Below are 14,497 nucleotides of genomic sequence, written 5' to 3' on the forward strand. Positions count from 1 at the left end.
TCTACGCAGCCTGGGAGGCGTCCGTCATCGTCCGCTTCTGCAGCAAAAAACCGGTAACCTTCACGCCCAAGGCAACCAGGTCGGCTGGATCCAGGGCGCGTACCTCGGCCTCGGTGAGCGGGGAAATGCGCGGCAGCAACTTGATCAGGGCGCCGACGTCCATTTGCAGCAGGTCAGCGAGTTGGATGCCGCGCAGCTCGCCTGAGGACGGCTTGCGCAGCTCGATTTCAGTGAGTACTTGCTCGCCGCGCTTGACGGGGGTGTCCAGCTCGACGGTGTTGTCTTTTTTATCGGTGTTCATGGGTGTTCCCTGTGAGTAATGAGGTTAGAGGCCAATGGCGCGGCGCTGAGCAGCCAGCATGTCGACGCCATTCACGTTTTCGATGAAGTTGAGGAGATCGATCTCCACCAGGACAACGCCGTCCATGGTCAGCTTGTAGTAGCTGCAGGTGGTGGTGATGGTGTGCTCGGTGTCCTCGCCAGGGGTGGCTTCGCCCATGTCGATGGTTTCGTGGCGGCCGCGGACAACGACCTCGACCGCGCTGACCTGGCTGGAGTCGTCGCGCTGGTACGAACCTGCGAAGCGGATCATCAACCCGGAAGCACTGGTGGTACCGAACTGTTTGAGGACGTGATCGTCGATCCCGCCGATCTTCCACTCGGTCTGCAGGCCGTCGTCAGAAAAGCCCAGGTCTGCTTTAACGGGGCCGTTCATGCCGCCCCCTCGGTAGGATTCCATCTTCCGAGCCAGTACAGGCAGGGTTATTGATTTGGTCACCCCCACGAAGTTGATGCCGTCGTGGAACGTGTTCATGTTTTTGAGTTTGCGTGGCATCGCCATTGTGCAGGCCTCCGTCAGCTATTGATGCGGGTGGCGAAATCCGCCAGGTATCGGTCAGTGATGCGCTGACGGAAGTTGAGATCCTCCAGCGGCGGTACCGGCGTGTAGTCGTAATCGATGTACAGCTTGCCGGCCTTGAGGGTGGCCGCGGTATTCGCCTCTTCGTCGTACCAGGCCTCGCCGCCGATCAGATAGCCACCAGATATCAGCTCGCGGAATTTCGCGTTGATACCTTCGATCAGGTCCCGGATCAGCGATGGGTGCATCGGCTTGTCCATCGCCCACATATGGGCTTCGGCCATTGTGTCGGCCAGCACCTGGGCGGTGCGGGTGTAGTTCTCGAAGGCGAACAGCGGATCCTCGGAGCAGGTTCGGCTGCCCCAGAAGCGGAAACCGTCCGCATTGATGAGGGTGGTGACTTCACTGCCGTTCAGGTAGTTGGCGTCAGTGGCTGGGTTTTGCAGGTCCCAGAACACGTCGGCACTGATCCCGGTCACACCGTTGACCGGGATGTTGGAGATGGTTTTGTGCCACCCGGTTTCCTGGTCGATCTTGGCGCGCAGGCCCAGGGCGCGAGCCACTGCCGGCGCAACCGCTGTTGCATCGGATTCAGTGCTCCAGTATTCGAAGTCAGGCCAAATGACCATCACCTCGCGGGCGCCGAAGTTCTCGCGATACGCCACTGCTTCTTCCTTGGTTTTGCAACCGGAGGCACTGACGTAGGCGAAAGCACGCAGTTGCTGCGCGATCGATACCAGTGCGCTGGCCACCGGCCGCGAGTCCAGTCCTGGCACGCCGAGGATTCGTGGCGTGACCTTGAGCCGGGTTTTGGCTGCCAGCAACGCCTTCATGCCGGTGTATTTGCCGTTCTCGGTGGTGGTGCCAATGATGTTGCTGGTGGTTTCGTCGTCGGTGGCCCCGGTCGCCACTCGCACCACGACGGTGAGAGGCTGGGTCTGATCGGCAATCGCTTGCAGGCTGGTGGCCAGCGTGCCGGTTTTGCCTGCCTTCGCGATGGCGCTCTGCACGCGAGTGATCAAGACGGGGGTGTCGAGCGGGAATACGGCAGGGTCAGCATCGTCTGCGGTGCAGACCATGCCGACGATCGCGGTTGATACGGTACGGATTGGGCGCGTGCCCTCGTTGATTTCTACGACGCGCACGCCGTGATGGTATTCGCCGGCCATGATGAGTGCCTGTGCAGGTGGATGACAGGACACAGGCTGCCGCGCGCGCGTGACTTGAGCGAGCTGATGAGCTTGTAAGAGCGCGGCTTACAAGCTCGTCGACCTCATGCAGACATTTGGGAGTCGATCCAGGTTACCAATGCAGTTTCGTTCGGGCTGGTAGGCCAATCTTCTGCAGCTGGTGCTGCGGCGCTGATATCCAGGCGACTCAGCTCCACGCGGTAGACCTTCCAGGCCAGCAGCGCACCGGCTTCGTCCTCGGTGGCCATCTTGAGGTCAACCGCATCCTGCAGCGTGTTGATGCGGCCGGTAGCGAACTGGTTGGCCAAGGTCTGCTTGCGATACGCAACGCTGCGCAGCATCTCGGCACGGGCGGGTTCATCCACAGCCCACTTGTCACCCTCCCAGGTGTCGAACGCGGTTTCGGGCGCCTGCAGGGTGTAGCCCTCGGGCAGATCGCCCAAAGCCTGCCACTGGCGAGACTCGCCGGTGTCCGTGGTGTAGACAGTCGCGCCGCGATGGTCGGCGACCAGCACCCAGCCGTCTTCGTTGCGATTGATCAGCGCGACGAAACCGGGCTTAAGCGGCGGCGCCTCGATCTCGTAGCTATACGCCGGGAAGGCCCACACACCAGGCTCAAGCGGACTAGGGTCGGCCAGAGCAGTACCCAGGAACTCACCGGTTCCACGATGCACAGTACACAGCACCGGCGGCACCACTTCCGGCATCCCCCACCATTCAACAACCTCGACTGGCTCCAGCAGCTCGCCAACATCTACAACGCCAATTACGTTACCCATGGTTCACCTCAATACTTGATGCAGGCCAGATAGGCCCGGTTGGCCATGCGGGTTTCATTCCCGCCCGTGGCGTTGATGATCACTGGATGCGTATGCGCCCCGCCGCGACCTGTCCTGCCGTAGCCAGTAGCTGTACCTTTGCCAATCGCATCCGCCACCGTGGCCTGTCCGGTGGTGTCGACACGCGCCGTGCCGCCAACGTCTTCACCTTCAAGCCCGTGATCGTGATCACCGCTGGATGTCGCAGTGCCGGTATGGCCGTGCGATTCGAGCTGGCCAGCCTCGGTCGAGAACAACTCGCGACCCGGATTCAATGCGTTTAGGCCATCGGTCCAGGCGCGGTCAATCAGCTCGCGGTCGTCAGGTACGTTGAACGTGGTAGACCCATCGCCGGCGCCAAACTTGGTGCCGATGACCGCGAACAGCGCGGCATAGGTGGTACGCGAATACGCTGCGCCGTTTCGCTTCAACCAGCCCGCCGGCGGCGAAGTCGTCGCGAAGTGGGCAACCTGCCCCGGGGGCGCTGCCGCGTCGGTCTTTTTCTTCACCCACGCACTGTTTACGACCCGCGTGCTGTTGTCGTCATCAGCAGGGTGCAGCACAGTAGCGCCGTTGTTGAGTCGCACCAGGCCCGTGGCAAATTCAACCTGCAGAGGCCGTAACCCGTTGAAGTTGCCGCCGGCATCCCCGCCCTCGGTAAGCAGCAGGTAATAGCTGGTGTTGTCGACCCGCTGAATGACGCCGTATTGGCCTGCGTCATTGATCATGCGCAGGACATTGGCGCCCTTGATCTTGACCTCACCGGTAAAGGTGGGCGATTCCGTCTCGGCGACCTCACCCAGCTTGCCGCGCATGGCAATCACATAGTTAGCGTCCGAGGCCTGCATATCGACCCATTCATTCGGACTCAGTACCAGGGTGCTGGCCGTTGCGGCCTTCACATGGATTTCACCTGAGGTCAGCGTGATGGTCACATTGCCGGCGCTGACGTTGCGGATCGTGTACGTACCACCAGTGCCTGCATCGGCGGCGGCTGGCAGCTTTACCGCTACCGCAGCCGTCACGTTGAACACAAAGCCGGTTTGAGCCGCCGTTAGGGTTCGGGCCGAATTGACGCCGACCACAGGCCCCGAGAAATAACGGCGGCTGGCCTGCAGCAACGCTTTGACCGTCGACAGGTCGGGGTTTTCGTCCCAGTCCCGCCAGGTGATCACGCCGTTGGTAACGCCATAAGAGCAGCGGTGATACATCTTGTTGACGGTCTGCGGAAAGAACAGTTGATGCGTGTAGTTCTGCGCATTGGTGCCCACCACCACCAGAATGCCCGAATTACTGATGCCGGGTGGTGCGTTAACGGCCCCGTTAACTTGATACGTGCCGCCCACATTCAGCGTATTGAGGTCAATGCCGGTGGCCAGGTCAGACAGGTCGCTGGTACCCAATCCAAGAGACGCCAACAGATCGCCCACAAACTTGGTACTTGCTGCGCTGGCCGAGCGGTCAGAAGTGCCCTTTGTCGGCACCTGCGGATCACCGGTGAACGCTGGCGAGTCCAGCTCGGCCACTTCCTTGAATTTTCCTCGCCCAGTCACGAACCACGAGCCGCCAGAGGCCGCGACCTCGACCCACTCGCCGGCCTTGATGGTCGCACTAAGCGCCGTACTGCCCACCTCCACAATCGTGCCTGCGGACGCCACGACCAGCGTTTGCGTCGAGGTCGACGGGTTGCGCAGCGTGAAGGTCGCGCCGTTCCCCGCACTGGCAACTGTTGGCAGCGTCAGCGTCAGCCCTTGCGCATTGAACTGCACCGCATTGCCCGCTTGTTCTGGCTTCAAGGTCAGGTTGGTATTTACACCGATGACCGTCGACTTGTACGCCCGCGCTGCTGCAGCGACCGCCACTGCCAGCGCCGACATATTGGCCACCTGCAGCCCGGAACTTCCTGCAGGCGGGGTCGGTGTTTCCGGCGCGCCTGTAAACCTGGGCGAATTGAGCGCCGCTTTTTCTGCCAGCGCAGCGATCACCGTAGCGGCAAAGTTGGCGTCATTCCCGAGCGCTGCAGCCAGCTCTTTGAGCGTATCCAGCGAGCCAGGCGCGGAATCGACCAGCGCCGATACGGCGGTGTCTACGGCCCCCTTGATCGCTTGGTTTGCCTCGATCCTGCTGTAGGTTTCCGACTTGGTGTAAACGTCGGTGATCCCGTAACCCGCTACAGTCGTCGGGTTGGTAGCCGATACCACGCGGCCATACTTGTCGACCTGCACACTGCGGTAGGTGCCAGCATTCACCCCGGTTCGCCCGAACGCCATATCGAAGGCCAACGCCGTAACGCCCAGGGATATCGGGGCATCGGTCACCAGCTGCCAAGCGCTGTCGCCGTAGAGCGTGCCTTGCTCGACCGCGACCAGCAGGCCCGGCGTTACCTTGACGTTGGTGTTGGCGTCTGCAGCGCGTGTCCAGGCACCGGCGGCGGTGACGTAAATGCCATTGTCCTTGGCGGAGGTCTGCGCCTTGACCAGCACGCGCTTGCCAGCAGTCAGCACCACACCGTCGATCGTGGGCAGGCCGGTCAGCGCGATATTGCCGGTGGTGGCCACCAGCACCGAGTGTTTGAAGTCCTGACGGGCCAGTTCTTCGGTTACCCATTCACGGGTGGCGAGCACGACGCCTGGGTCAATCTTGAGCTGCACATTGGCCGAGCTGCTGACCACCAGGCTCAAGCGCACGACCTGGGTACGCCCTGAGCCTTGTGACAGTAACGGCTTGTAGGTCGGCGCACAGTTGGCCACCGCCACCAGGTCGCCGTCCTCGTCGTACAGGCCGATTTCCCGAATCCACTTACCGCCGATATCGGCCGGAATGACCTGCTCGGCCACGATGATCGACATGTCGTTGTCGTCGACCTTCAGCTGGTTGAGCGGCGCCCGGCGCCATTCGTTGATCAGCCGTTGCTGCGTTGCGTTGGGCGTCGGGTCAGTGCCGTTGGCATCCCCCACCCCCATCTGTGTGATTTTCCAGGCGATGCCCAGGGCATCGGCGTTGGCCTGCTTGGCGGCGCCCACATTCGTGAGGATCGCGTAGAACTGTGAGTTCTGGTCAACCATGAGCAATTTCCAGAGTGTCGATTGTGGTTTCACGACCACCGCGGTTGATTACCCCAATGACCGCAATGTCGCGCTGCATAGGCGGGTAGACGTCCAGAATGTCGCCTTCCTGGATGCCTATTCCCAGGTAGATCTGGCCTTTCGTTTCCAAGCTGATGGCCAGCTCAGTGAGGTGCCGGGTGAGGGGTTTTGCGTCGTCGATCAACCAGGTAAGTTCCTGGTACATCTCCTCTGTGATTCCGGTCTCAAGCACGCCTACCTTTAGGGCGAACGTGCCCGGCACGCCTTCGGGCACGGTGTCGAACCACTCCACGATCTCGATCAAGTAGCCGAGAGGCTCGACCACGCGGCGCAGGGCGCCGATCGTTCCCTTGCGCGAGTGGATGAAAAAGGATGACCGGATAGCCCTGCGCTTTGCTGCCTCTGGCCACCTGCTGTCCCACCGATCCACGGAAAATGCCCAAGCGAGGTATGGCAGCAGCGCTGCGGGGCATCGCTCGGGGCTGAGCAGATCCCGGATCGGTACCGGGACGCGCTGGATCTGGGCAAGCGCTTCGGCTGCCTGGCGCTCGAGCTCTGTGCTGTTGTGCGGCAGCAGGGTCATGTCTCGGTACCGAGCAGCAGGTCAATGGCGGTGCAGTACGGCGCTTGGGCCGTGGTTGCATTAATGTCTGCCCAGTTCTGCAGGACCACTTTGCGCACACCCTCAACGTGAAGAGCTGCGTGCACGGCCGATTCCGAGACCTGCATGCCCAGGCGGCGTCGTTGGTTCACATATGCCCAGACCTTTTGCTCTGCAGCGGCAAGGATCGGCTCTGCCTCGGGCCCCTGAGACTGTAGAAAGAGCGTGGCCTTGATCTGGAAGGCCAGAGGCTGGGCGCTCTGGACGATCAGGCGGTCGCCGACTGGACGGCGGTCTAGGTCGTTAAGGTACTCGCGGACCTGGTCGAGTAGCGCAGTACTGGCCAGGCCATTGGCTTCCGTGGACTGGATCGTCACGACCGCGACGGCCGGCGTTGGGCTTTCTGCAGAAGCGTCAGCTACCTGGCCGGCGGCCGATCGAGCATGGAAGATGTAGGCGTTCCTGGGGCCGGCGGTGCTCAGCCCCTCGAACGCCATTTGAGCGCGCTCGCGGAGAGCGTCGTCGCTCTCCATCACCAGGGGCACAGGCGGAATCGCCGACAGGTTCGCCACCTGGATGACCAAGCGCTGCACGTTGAAGTTGCCGGCAATCTGGTCAAGGTCCGAGCCTTTCGCGTAGGCCAGCATCGACGCAAGCGATGCCTCATTCACACGCTGCCGCCACACCATTTCGCGGTAGGCGTTTTCCTCCAGCAGCTTGGTAATCGGCTCAGACTCCAAGGCCAAGCGACCGGCGATTTCAGCTTGTTCGTCGGCTGGCCACAGCGAAATGGCATAAGCCTTGCGCTCTGCGAGGATCTGCTCGAAGTCAATCTGCTGGACCACATCCGGCGCGGGCAGCTGACTGAGATCGATCGGCGTGAAGGTATTCATGCGCTACCCCCCAGTTGCAGTGGCATGCGCATGCTGAACGGCTCGTTGCTATCGACCACTACACCGGTCAGCTCCAGCACTGCGCGCCCGCTCAGGTCGGGGATATCCAGCTGAACGCGGGTCAGGCTGATGCGGGGCTCCCAACTGAGAAGGGCCATTGCCGTGGCGGCGTACAACCGCAGGCACGTTGCGCCGTTAAGAGGCTGATCGATGAGCTCCGGCAGCAGGCTGCCGTATTCGCGCCGGGCTACACGGGTACCGATGCGGGTGGTGAGGATGTCCCCGACCGATTGAGCGATGTGCTCCGCGGTCGTTATGGTTGAACCATTGCTGCGATTCACTTTGCTGGTACCCCCGTAAGTCCTTGGCCTTTCATGACTTCTCCATGGAGGTGGGTGACCAGGCTGATGCCGCTTGCGATCACGTCCTTCGAGACGGTCACGTTGCCGGTGATGGTGATGTCGCCCAGGATGGTGATCCCGCCCCTGCTGATCAGCTGGGTCGTGCCCCCATCAGGCAGAACAGCACTCAGGTGGTGGGCCTGGCTGTCGTACTCGATGACCGCGCCGTCGCTGTAGGTACGGCGGTGCAGGCCGGCGCGGTCACCGTTGGGCGGGATCACGTCGCTGTAAATTCCTGTGACGGCCACGCCGTTGGCCAGCTGGCCGCTGGGGGAGAACAGCAGCACCTGCTCGCCAACAGTGGGTGGGTCCCATTCCTGGTCTGCACCAGCTCGCAATGCCAGCCATGGCAGCCAGGTCGTCTTGATTCCGCCGGTCTGCACCTGGACGCGGGGCGGCAGGTGCTGCACCGCGGCGACGGTGCCGAGGCGGATCAGGTTTTCCAGCAGGCGGTTGATTTCGGCGATGGAGTTCATGCCGGCGATGGTGGCGCTCCGCGTGCGCGAGCGCAGCTCAGGGCGTTTGTAGAGACGGGCTCTACAGACCGAGGTGGGCGAGTACCAGGTCTTTGAGCAGTTCCTGATCACCGGGCGTGAAACCGAGCAGCTCGCGCACCTCGTATTGAGCCTGCGGGCCGCGAGGCGCAATACGGTCGCGCAGGCCGTACTGGTGAACGCGAGCGATCCGCGCAATGCGGCCAGCAAACCCAACGGACAGGCTGCGCGCATCCCCCTTGGCCTTGAGATAGCTTGAGCTGCGCAGCTTTTGGAACATCTTGGCCTTCTTCTTCACGCGGCCTTGTTTTTCACGCAGTTTATGCTCCCGGCGCGGAGCGAAAGGCGTGTCGTCCGGATTGCGTTGCACCTGAATGCGTTGCTGCTGACTCCGTCGCAGTTGCTGTGCCACGGTGCGCGCAAGCTTCGCACGCCCGGCAGGCTCAAGTTTGCGCAGCAGCGGGCCAGCCCAGTCTTCCAGGGCGTCGAGGTTAGCCACGGGGTTGGCGCTTCGGATGAGGCATCGTCAAGGCCATACCAGGTGGCGGCGATGACGGCTGCCAGGATGCGATCGCTTGGCCGTCGGCCATGAGCGTGATCTCACCGTGCTCAACGTATTCCTCGTACTGCGGCTCAGCTGCATGGGTCACCGTGTGAGTGCCATCGGTCTGGCGCTCTACGATCACCCGCTCTGACAGGGGAAGCGTAATGCTGAGGTCGACTTTGCTCCGGTCGATGATGTCCGCTTCGAACTTCAGGCCCTCGGCCGATTTATTCAGGTTGACTAGCAGTTCCGATTGGTTGGACCGCAGCCAACCCAGGATCGGCAACATCACGCTGTCAGGATGGCCAGCGAAATCGGTCAGGATGATCTGCAGGCTATACGCATATTCAAACGACAGGCCGGCAGCTGCGGTGCAGCGAACTTTGCCCTGGTCGATGAACATGAGCAATCGATCCGGGTTTTCCTTGAGTCCGGGCACGGCCTGTAACAGGTGCTCGCGCAGGTTATCGGGCTTGTTCATGGGTCACCTGGAACTGGTAGACGCTATCGATCTGGGCGGCGCACTCGGCCCAGGCCAGTTCGGTCCGCTCCTGGTCATTGAGCAGTTGGCCGTTGACCTTCGGTGCCGTTGCCGGGAGCCGGCACGGCACTACCACTGGACAGCCATTGACGATAAGCGTCGGCGCCGGTGATGGCTGGACGCTCCCGCAACCGGCGAGCAGCATCAGGGAGAGGCTGATCAGCCCAGTTCCGCAGTTCTTCATTTTCATGCTTGAGGTCCTCGATCATACGCTCGCGTTCGGCCAAGCCGTTGCGCAGCGCCCCTTGGAACTTGAGCATCTGCGCTTGAGTTTCGCGCTCCCGCTCAAGGGTCGATTGCAGTTTGGTGGCAGTGTCGAGATTGCGACGAGCGTCGCCTTGGGCGGTGGCCAGCTGCTGCGCCAGGCCTTCAACGCTCTTCTGCTCGATCAGCAGTTGGGTGCGCTGCCACCAGCCCCAGGCGCCAAGGGTGATGCCCGCGGCCAGGGCCACCGACAGCAGTCCGCTGCGCAGGTCCATTACGCGGCCACCAAGGCGCGGTCCTGGTGTCGCTCGCAGGCGCGCTCGAGCTTCACGTCATACAGGTTCCGCTGGTAGTCGGGGCCGTTGTAGAGCTTGGCGACGGTCGCCCACTTTTGCGCCTTCAGGGCCTTTAGCAAGTTGGTGTCAGCTTCGATGTAGCGGACGAAGACTTCCAGGTGTTCCGCTTCGCTGCGGTTCATCGCCGCCACGAAGTCGTGGATGCTTGCGTAGCCCAGGCGTTGCCAGTGGTACCCCATGACCTGGAAGGCTCCCCAGCTGGCGGACTCCAGAGCGGCCACATCATCCAGCTGGCGTGCCTGGGCCAAGCGTTGGTGCTCAGCGGTCCCGCCGATGTAACCGCCGGCTTTGGGGTTGACCAGGGCAGGGGCCTGTTTGGCTAGCAGCAGAGCGCGCTGCAGCAGCTGCTCCTCGTCGTCGGCAGTCGACCGCACCAGTTGCAGACGCTTGTACATGACATGGCGCTCGTAAAGGATCACCGGCTTGCCATTGTCCAGGAAGCCGCGGCCCTTCGATTCGACCTCGTTCAGCGCGTACACGGCTGCCACCGGCACGCCCAGGCGCAGCGAGGCCTGCAGCAGGTCTGCATGCTTGAGCAGCTTCCCGGTGTCCTGCCCCTGCAGGCCGGCCAGGGTTTTCGGTCCAGCGATGCCGTCGGAGACGAGCCCGACCTTCACCTGGTAAGCCCGGACCGCTGCCTCGGTGGCATCACCAAAGGCGCCGTCGGCAATCAGCTTGGCGCCCCGATCGTTAAGCTTGCGCTGCAGGTCTCGCACCGCTTGGGAGCGGTCGCCGTGTCGAAGGGTGATCATGCGGTTTCCTCTTTGCGTGTGAAGAACTTCTTCGCGGTGGCGCGGGTGAACTCGACGCCAAGCAGGCCAATGACTCCGCCGAAAAACGGGGCTGCACTAATTGGAATGCCGATGAGTGACAGTCCGTGGCTGGCGGAGAGGGCAAGCGCGCCGCAGAGTGGGGCTTCAACAGCCATGCGGCGGATACCACCACCGCCGTACATCACCCGCAGGGCGGCGATAACTACGGCTAGGCAGCCGGCATACAGCCCGGGCCAGTTGTGCTCAAGCCAGGTCATGAACCAGGCCCAAGTTTCAGGACGATCAGGCATGTAGGTTCTTCCTTGGTTGTGGATTGGGGCGGCTTGTCAGTCCCATAAATTGATCATCTGCCGCTCTGGCGCGGCCGTCTGTTGCTCGGGAAGTGTCACGAGCAGGCCGGGCGGGAGCACAGGACCTTGATCGGCCAGGCCCGGATTGGCATCAAGCACGGCCTCAACTACGCCGACAGTACGGCCGTAATGCCGCCAACACAGGGCGTCGACGGTGTCGTTTTGCTGAGTGCGCTTCTGCTCGGCCATCAAAGCAGCTCCACGGTGGTGCGGGAGGTGCCCAGGAAATCCCGAATGGCCCAGCGCTGGTCGCGCCGGTAGTCGTCAATGGTTGGGGCTGAGTCATCGGCATTTTTGCCGCCGCTCGCGGTGGCGTCGTAGCCGCGGTACCGCTCGCATACCTCGGCGCCGGCTGCGCATTCGACGGCACGCACGTAAAGGTGCACGCGCTCAGCGCTAGTTAGGCGGTTGTCGTCTGGGGTTCCGGCCAGAGTGGTGAAACCCTCGGCCTGCCGGTCTGTTCGCCACGTGCTCAGGTCCCGGTTGACCCCGATGATTGCCGCAACAACGGCGGTTTCGAGACGGGCAGGGGTGACGCTGGAGTCGATGCGCAGGGTTTCCCGCAACTTGTCCAGGTCGATGGACGGCCAGAACGGGTTGCTGTTGATGTGGGCGCCCGGTACCGATTCGCTTGGTACCAGACCGCCGGCAATGAATCCGCTCATGGTCGTGCTCTGAATAGGTCGGCGGTGGTCGGGGCGTCACAGCTGCGCGAAAGATTCGCCGCTGATCAGCCCCGAGCCGCCGGGTTGCGGGGAACGCTCGGTTAGCCGGCAGTGCCGGTGAGTTTTTTCAGCAGGCTCTGGGCGCGGTCCAGTTCCTTTTTCCCGCCGCAGTGCTCATGCAGCTGGATTGCATCTTTGAGCAGGTCAATGCCGGCCTGAAGCTCGCCTGGTTGACCAGGATTATTTTTGTCCAGGCCCTCCAAGATGCCGCGGCCGAGGGCCAGCTTGAGCTTGGCGCGGACCTCGTCGGGCATGTCCTGTTCTTTGGTGAGTTCAGCGGTACGCCTCATCACGTCGATCGGGAACGACTCCCCGGCTTTCTGCGACTTGAGCGCAGCCTCAGCGACTTCTTCCGCGACAAGGCACCCCGTCGAACGGTTGAAGCGGTTCGGCATTTTGAGGCCGTGCTGCAAGACGTAGCCTGCGACGTCCAGGCCGTTGGCCCAATCGCCCGCATCGAAGCGCCAGAGCATGACAGTGGTCACTACGTCGTCTTGGGCGCCGCGGCCAGCCGAGAGCACGCCATCGATGTAGGGTTTGTACTCGCCAAGCAGTTCGGCTTTGACCAGTGCTTTGTGCTGGGTCGACTGGACCTGCTGCAGGCGCAGCTGGTCTTGCTGGAGCTTGGCAAGCATCAGCTCATAGGTGCTCAGGCCATCCATGAGCGCGGCCGGCGCGGTGAGTGCCGCCTCCTGGACGGCACGCTTGCGCAGCTGGGTACGTTGGGCGAGGGTCAGGCTCATGGCTTAGACCTTCTCGATGTTTTCGACCAGGGCGCAGGCGCCGAAGTCTTCAACGACATAGGACTCGTTGGACGACTGGTAGTCGGCGATCTGGTCGTACTCAGGCTCGTCGCGGATGTTGCGGCGACGTTTGTCGGTCTGCACATAGATGGAAAGCGCGCTCAGCGGGCCGACCCATACCGCGCCCTCGATGAAGAAGGGAACGTCGTGCTCGATCGGCAGGCCGCCCACACGGGTCTTGACGATGATTTCGTCGGCGGCATTGGCTTCCTGGTTCGAGGTCGCACCGTTCTCCAGGGCCTTCAGCTGTTTCGCGTGCAGCAACGCGGGGTCGATGATGGCGACCAAGTCCGAGCGCTTGCGGTGCCACGGGTCCAGCAGCTGGATGGCGTCGAACACCAGGGCGTCGAGCGTCTTGTAATCGCCAGTGGCGCCCAGCGTCACCTTGCCGGCGACGTCACCCTCGTCGATGACACGCTCAGGTGCGCGGTCACGCATTTTCTGCAGCCAGCCAATGTTCACGTCTTGCAACATGGGATTGGCTGCCAGGTCGGTGTCTGCAGCCGCGCTGGTGCCATTGAATCCGATCATGATCCGATCCAGGCCTTGGCGCTCGGCGATCGAGCCGGACAGGCGGGTCTGGAAGTCCTTGAACTTCGCCCAGGCGTCGAGTTTCGCGTATGGCAATGCAGTGTCGAAGTTGGTCTTTTTACAGGCGTAGGTATCAGCCTTCAGCGAGCTGACATCACGCGGTTGGCGGCGCTTGCCCGGGCCGGTCGCGGTGCGGCCGGCGGTCGGGCCATTCACGCCCAGCATGATCGCCTCGCCCTCGGCCTCGTCCACCGGGATGATGTTGATCTTCTTCAGGAAAGCGCTGGACTCCTGGATAGCGCTTTCGAGCTTCTGCGCGGGAGCTGGGGCGACGGTATAGGCCTCGGATACCGACGTCACGTCGTTGATCTTGGCTTGTTGGGCCAGGTAGCCGTTGTAGGCGAGCCGGGTTTGCTTCTGCATAGTGTATCTCCGAACTGGTGATGTGGTAGCGGCTTGGATCAGTAGTCAGCGACGACTTGCCCGTCGCCGCCTGCCACCGGTGGGCGCTGCTGCTGGGTGTGGTCTTCGGTGCTGCCCAGGCGCTTGACCAGCTCGTTGAAGTCGTTGGACAACTTGTCGTGCTTGGCCTGGAGCTCTTCGCGGGCTGTGCGCTCGGCAGTGAAGGCTTCGGCCTGTTCGGCGCCGTGGGTGGCGAGCTGGTCGACCAGCTCGCCCAAGGCGGCGAAATTAGCGGCATCCTTGCCTTCCTTCTCCTTGCTCTTGCCGAGGAGTTCGCCTACCCGTTCGCGCAATGAGGCGAACATGCTTGGGGTATCGACGACTTCCTCGAATTTCATTGAGGCTTCTTCAGCAGCGGTAAACAGATCGTCCTGGTGCTGCTTGCGGCTGGCCAGTCCGCTTTGAGTGCTGAATTTAAGCGCCTCGGTACCCAGGCTGGCCGGGCTGTCGGTGATGGCCAGGCCGATCAAGTAGGCCTTGCCAGATTCGGCGAAGTTGGGACGCACTTCAGCGGAGGTGTAGATCTTTTGCCCCTTTTTGTTCAGCTCGATCAGGCTGTCAGTTGGCTGAATCTGGGCGTACAAAGCGAGCTTCTTCTCGCCGCTGATCTCCACCTCTTCGGCCTTGAGCGCGAGCACGTCGCCGAACGAGCCAAACAAGGTGTCCGGGCCGAGGCCGCGAATGTGCTCACAGTTGAGGCGGGCGCCGTAGGTTTTCGGGTCATAGGACGCGGCCATGTCCTCGATCCAGGAGCGCTCTACGGTACGGCCGTCAGTGGTCGCACCCTCAACGAAGATGCGGAACCAGTCGGAACGAAGTTTCTTGGCGGGTGGAGTGCTTGCGGCCATTCGGGCTGTCCTCAGTGC

Annotated in this window: 19 protein-coding genes and 2 pseudogenes; all 21 read right to left on the bottom strand. The window is 62.3% G+C overall.

Going from position 1 to position 14,497, the window contains the following annotated elements; genetic code table 11:
• Position 1 precedes the first annotated feature (1 nt).
• The 21 genes and pseudogenes from AC58X1_RS13825 to AC58X1_RS13925 all read right to left on the bottom strand — a co-directional run bounded on the left by AC58X1_RS13825 (position 2) and on the right by AC58X1_RS13925 (position 14,479).
• Positions 2 to 301: a phage tail assembly protein gene (locus AC58X1_RS13825; RefSeq protein WP_497428992.1), complete on the bottom strand. Its 300-nt coding sequence runs from the start codon at positions 299 to 301 to the stop codon at positions 2 to 4.
• Between the two features lie 24 nt (positions 302 to 325).
• On the bottom strand, positions 326 to 841 hold the full coding sequence (locus AC58X1_RS13830; RefSeq protein WP_497428993.1) for a phage major tail tube protein: 516 nt from the start codon (positions 839 to 841) through the stop codon (positions 326 to 328).
• Positions 842 to 855: 14 nt separating this feature from the next.
• Positions 856 to 2,028, bottom strand: a complete 1,173-nt coding sequence (locus AC58X1_RS13835; protein WP_497428994.1) for a phage tail sheath protein — start codon at positions 2,026 to 2,028, stop codon at positions 856 to 858.
• A gap of 104 nt (positions 2,029 to 2,132) precedes the next feature.
• Complete coding sequence (locus tag AC58X1_RS13840; protein WP_497428995.1) at positions 2,133 to 2,828, bottom strand: tail fiber assembly protein; 696 nt, start codon at positions 2,826 to 2,828, stop codon at positions 2,133 to 2,135.
• Positions 2,829 to 2,836: 8 nt separating this feature from the next.
• The gene (locus tag AC58X1_RS13845) at positions 2,837 to 5,137 is read right to left on the bottom strand and encodes a tail fiber protein (RefSeq protein ID WP_497429177.1); all 2,301 of its coding nucleotides are present in this window, start codon (positions 5,135 to 5,137) and stop codon (positions 2,837 to 2,839) included.
• A gap of 3 nt (positions 5,138 to 5,140) precedes the next feature.
• Positions 5,141 to 5,932 (bottom strand): annotated as a pseudogene (locus tag AC58X1_RS13850) (phage tail protein); the annotation flags it as partial.
• Positions 5,925 to 6,536: a phage tail protein I gene (locus AC58X1_RS13855; protein ID WP_497428996.1), complete on the bottom strand. Its 612-nt coding sequence runs from the start codon at positions 6,534 to 6,536 to the stop codon at positions 5,925 to 5,927. The gene AC58X1_RS13855 and the pseudogene AC58X1_RS13850, both read right to left, overlap by 8 nt.
• Entirely contained in the window at positions 6,533 to 7,447 is a 915-nt protein-coding gene (locus AC58X1_RS13860) for a baseplate J/gp47 family protein (RefSeq protein ID WP_497428997.1), read from the bottom strand. The genes AC58X1_RS13855 and AC58X1_RS13860 overlap by 4 nt, the downstream gene beginning before the upstream one ends.
• On the bottom strand, positions 7,444 to 7,788 hold the full coding sequence (locus AC58X1_RS13865) for a GPW/gp25 family protein (protein WP_486102258.1): 345 nt from the start codon (positions 7,786 to 7,788) through the stop codon (positions 7,444 to 7,446). The genes AC58X1_RS13860 and AC58X1_RS13865 overlap by 4 nt, the downstream gene beginning before the upstream one ends.
• Entirely contained in the window at positions 7,785 to 8,324 is a 540-nt protein-coding gene (locus tag AC58X1_RS13870; RefSeq protein ID WP_497428998.1) for a phage baseplate assembly protein V, read from the bottom strand. Before AC58X1_RS13870 ends, AC58X1_RS13865 begins: the two co-directional genes overlap by 4 nt.
• 61 nt (positions 8,325 to 8,385) lie before the next feature.
• Positions 8,386 to 8,841: a phage virion morphogenesis protein gene (locus tag AC58X1_RS13875; protein WP_497428999.1), complete on the bottom strand. Its 456-nt coding sequence runs from the start codon at positions 8,839 to 8,841 to the stop codon at positions 8,386 to 8,388.
• The gene (locus AC58X1_RS13880; protein ID WP_497429000.1) at positions 8,834 to 9,367 is read right to left on the bottom strand and encodes a phage tail protein; all 534 of its coding nucleotides are present in this window, start codon (positions 9,365 to 9,367) and stop codon (positions 8,834 to 8,836) included. Before AC58X1_RS13880 ends, AC58X1_RS13875 begins: the two co-directional genes overlap by 8 nt.
• Positions 9,351 to 9,617: an Rz1-like lysis system protein LysC gene (lysC, locus tag AC58X1_RS13885; protein ID WP_497429001.1), complete on the bottom strand. Its 267-nt coding sequence runs from the start codon at positions 9,615 to 9,617 to the stop codon at positions 9,351 to 9,353. The genes AC58X1_RS13880 and lysC overlap by 17 nt, the downstream gene beginning before the upstream one ends.
• Positions 9,538 to 9,906 (bottom strand): annotated as a pseudogene (locus tag AC58X1_RS13890) (Rz-like lysis system protein LysB); the annotation flags it as partial. The gene lysC and the pseudogene AC58X1_RS13890, both read right to left, overlap by 80 nt.
• Positions 9,906 to 10,739 carry an N-acetylmuramidase domain-containing protein gene (locus tag AC58X1_RS13895; RefSeq protein ID WP_497429002.1) on the bottom strand — a complete coding sequence of 278 codons (834 nt, stop codon included), beginning with the start codon at positions 10,737 to 10,739 and terminating at the stop codon, positions 9,906 to 9,908. The pseudogene AC58X1_RS13890 and the gene AC58X1_RS13895, both read right to left, overlap by 1 nt.
• Positions 10,736 to 11,050 carry a phage holin, lambda family gene (locus AC58X1_RS13900; protein WP_070415267.1) on the bottom strand — a complete coding sequence of 105 codons (315 nt, stop codon included), beginning with the start codon at positions 11,048 to 11,050 and terminating at the stop codon, positions 10,736 to 10,738. The genes AC58X1_RS13895 and AC58X1_RS13900 overlap by 4 nt, the downstream gene beginning before the upstream one ends.
• A 36-nt stretch (positions 11,051 to 11,086) precedes the next feature.
• Positions 11,087 to 11,299, bottom strand: coding sequence for a tail protein X (locus tag AC58X1_RS13905; protein ID WP_497429003.1), 213 nt, complete (start codon positions 11,297 to 11,299; stop codon positions 11,087 to 11,089).
• Positions 11,299 to 11,775, bottom strand: coding sequence for a head completion/stabilization protein (locus tag AC58X1_RS13910; RefSeq protein WP_497429004.1), 477 nt, complete (start codon positions 11,773 to 11,775; stop codon positions 11,299 to 11,301). Before AC58X1_RS13910 ends, AC58X1_RS13905 begins: the two co-directional genes overlap by 1 nt.
• Before the next feature lie 101 nt (positions 11,776 to 11,876).
• The gene (gene gpM / locus AC58X1_RS13915) at positions 11,877 to 12,578 is read right to left on the bottom strand and encodes a phage terminase small subunit (protein WP_070415263.1); all 702 of its coding nucleotides are present in this window, start codon (positions 12,576 to 12,578) and stop codon (positions 11,877 to 11,879) included.
• A gap of 3 nt (positions 12,579 to 12,581) precedes the next feature.
• Positions 12,582 to 13,592, bottom strand: coding sequence for a phage major capsid protein, P2 family (locus tag AC58X1_RS13920; protein WP_497429005.1), 1,011 nt, complete (start codon positions 13,590 to 13,592; stop codon positions 12,582 to 12,584).
• Positions 13,593 to 13,630: 38 nt separating this feature from the next.
• Positions 13,631 to 14,479 (bottom strand): GPO family capsid scaffolding protein, encoded by an 849-nt coding sequence (locus AC58X1_RS13925; RefSeq protein WP_497429006.1) that lies wholly within the window; start codon positions 14,477 to 14,479, stop codon positions 13,631 to 13,633.
• Positions 14,480 to 14,497: the final 18 nt, after the last annotated feature.

The organism is Pseudomonas sp. PGPR N4, assembly GCF_059693665.1.

Excerpts from the sequence above, each read along its gene's own strand:
- AC58X1_RS13825 (WP_497428992.1), bottom strand. The coding sequence starts at position 301 with ATGAACACCGATAAAAAAGACAACACCGTCGAGCTGGACACCCCCGTC.
- AC58X1_RS13830 (WP_497428993.1), bottom strand. The coding sequence starts at position 841 with ATGGCGATGCCACGCAAACTCAAAAACATGAACACGTTCCACGACGGC.
- AC58X1_RS13835 (WP_497428994.1), bottom strand. The coding sequence starts at position 2,028 with ATGGCCGGCGAATACCATCACGGCGTGCGCGTCGTAGAAATCAACGAG.
- AC58X1_RS13840 (WP_497428995.1), bottom strand. The coding sequence starts at position 2,828 with ATGGGTAACGTAATTGGCGTTGTAGATGTTGGCGAGCTGCTGGAGCCA.
- AC58X1_RS13845 (WP_497429177.1), bottom strand. The coding sequence starts at position 5,137 with ATGGCGTTCGGGCGAACCGGGGTGAATGCTGGCACCTACCGCAGTGTG.
- AC58X1_RS13855 (WP_497428996.1), bottom strand. The coding sequence starts at position 6,536 with ATGACCCTGCTGCCGCACAACAGCACAGAGCTCGAGCGCCAGGCAGCC.
- AC58X1_RS13860 (WP_497428997.1), bottom strand. The coding sequence starts at position 7,447 with ATGAATACCTTCACGCCGATCGATCTCAGTCAGCTGCCCGCGCCGGAT.
- AC58X1_RS13870 (WP_497428998.1), bottom strand. The coding sequence starts at position 8,324 with ATGAACTCCATCGCCGAAATCAACCGCCTGCTGGAAAACCTGATCCGC.
- AC58X1_RS13880 (WP_497429000.1), bottom strand. The coding sequence starts at position 9,367 with ATGAACAAGCCCGATAACCTGCGCGAGCACCTGTTACAGGCCGTGCCC.
- lysC (WP_497429001.1), bottom strand. The coding sequence starts at position 9,617 with ATGAAAATGAAGAACTGCGGAACTGGGCTGATCAGCCTCTCCCTGATG.
- AC58X1_RS13895 (WP_497429002.1), bottom strand. The coding sequence starts at position 10,739 with ATGATCACCCTTCGACACGGCGACCGCTCCCAAGCGGTGCGAGACCTG.
- AC58X1_RS13900 (WP_070415267.1), bottom strand. The coding sequence starts at position 11,050 with ATGCCTGATCGTCCTGAAACTTGGGCCTGGTTCATGACCTGGCTTGAG.
- AC58X1_RS13905 (WP_497429003.1), bottom strand. The coding sequence starts at position 11,299 with ATGGCCGAGCAGAAGCGCACTCAGCAAAACGACACCGTCGACGCCCTG.
- AC58X1_RS13910 (WP_497429004.1), bottom strand. The coding sequence starts at position 11,775 with ATGAGCGGATTCATTGCCGGCGGTCTGGTACCAAGCGAATCGGTACCG.
- gpM (WP_070415263.1), bottom strand. The coding sequence starts at position 12,578 with ATGAGCCTGACCCTCGCCCAACGTACCCAGCTGCGCAAGCGTGCCGTC.
- AC58X1_RS13920 (WP_497429005.1), bottom strand. The coding sequence starts at position 13,592 with ATGCAGAAGCAAACCCGGCTCGCCTACAACGGCTACCTGGCCCAACAA.
- AC58X1_RS13925 (WP_497429006.1), bottom strand. The coding sequence starts at position 14,479 with ATGGCCGCAAGCACTCCACCCGCCAAGAAACTTCGTTCCGACTGGTTC.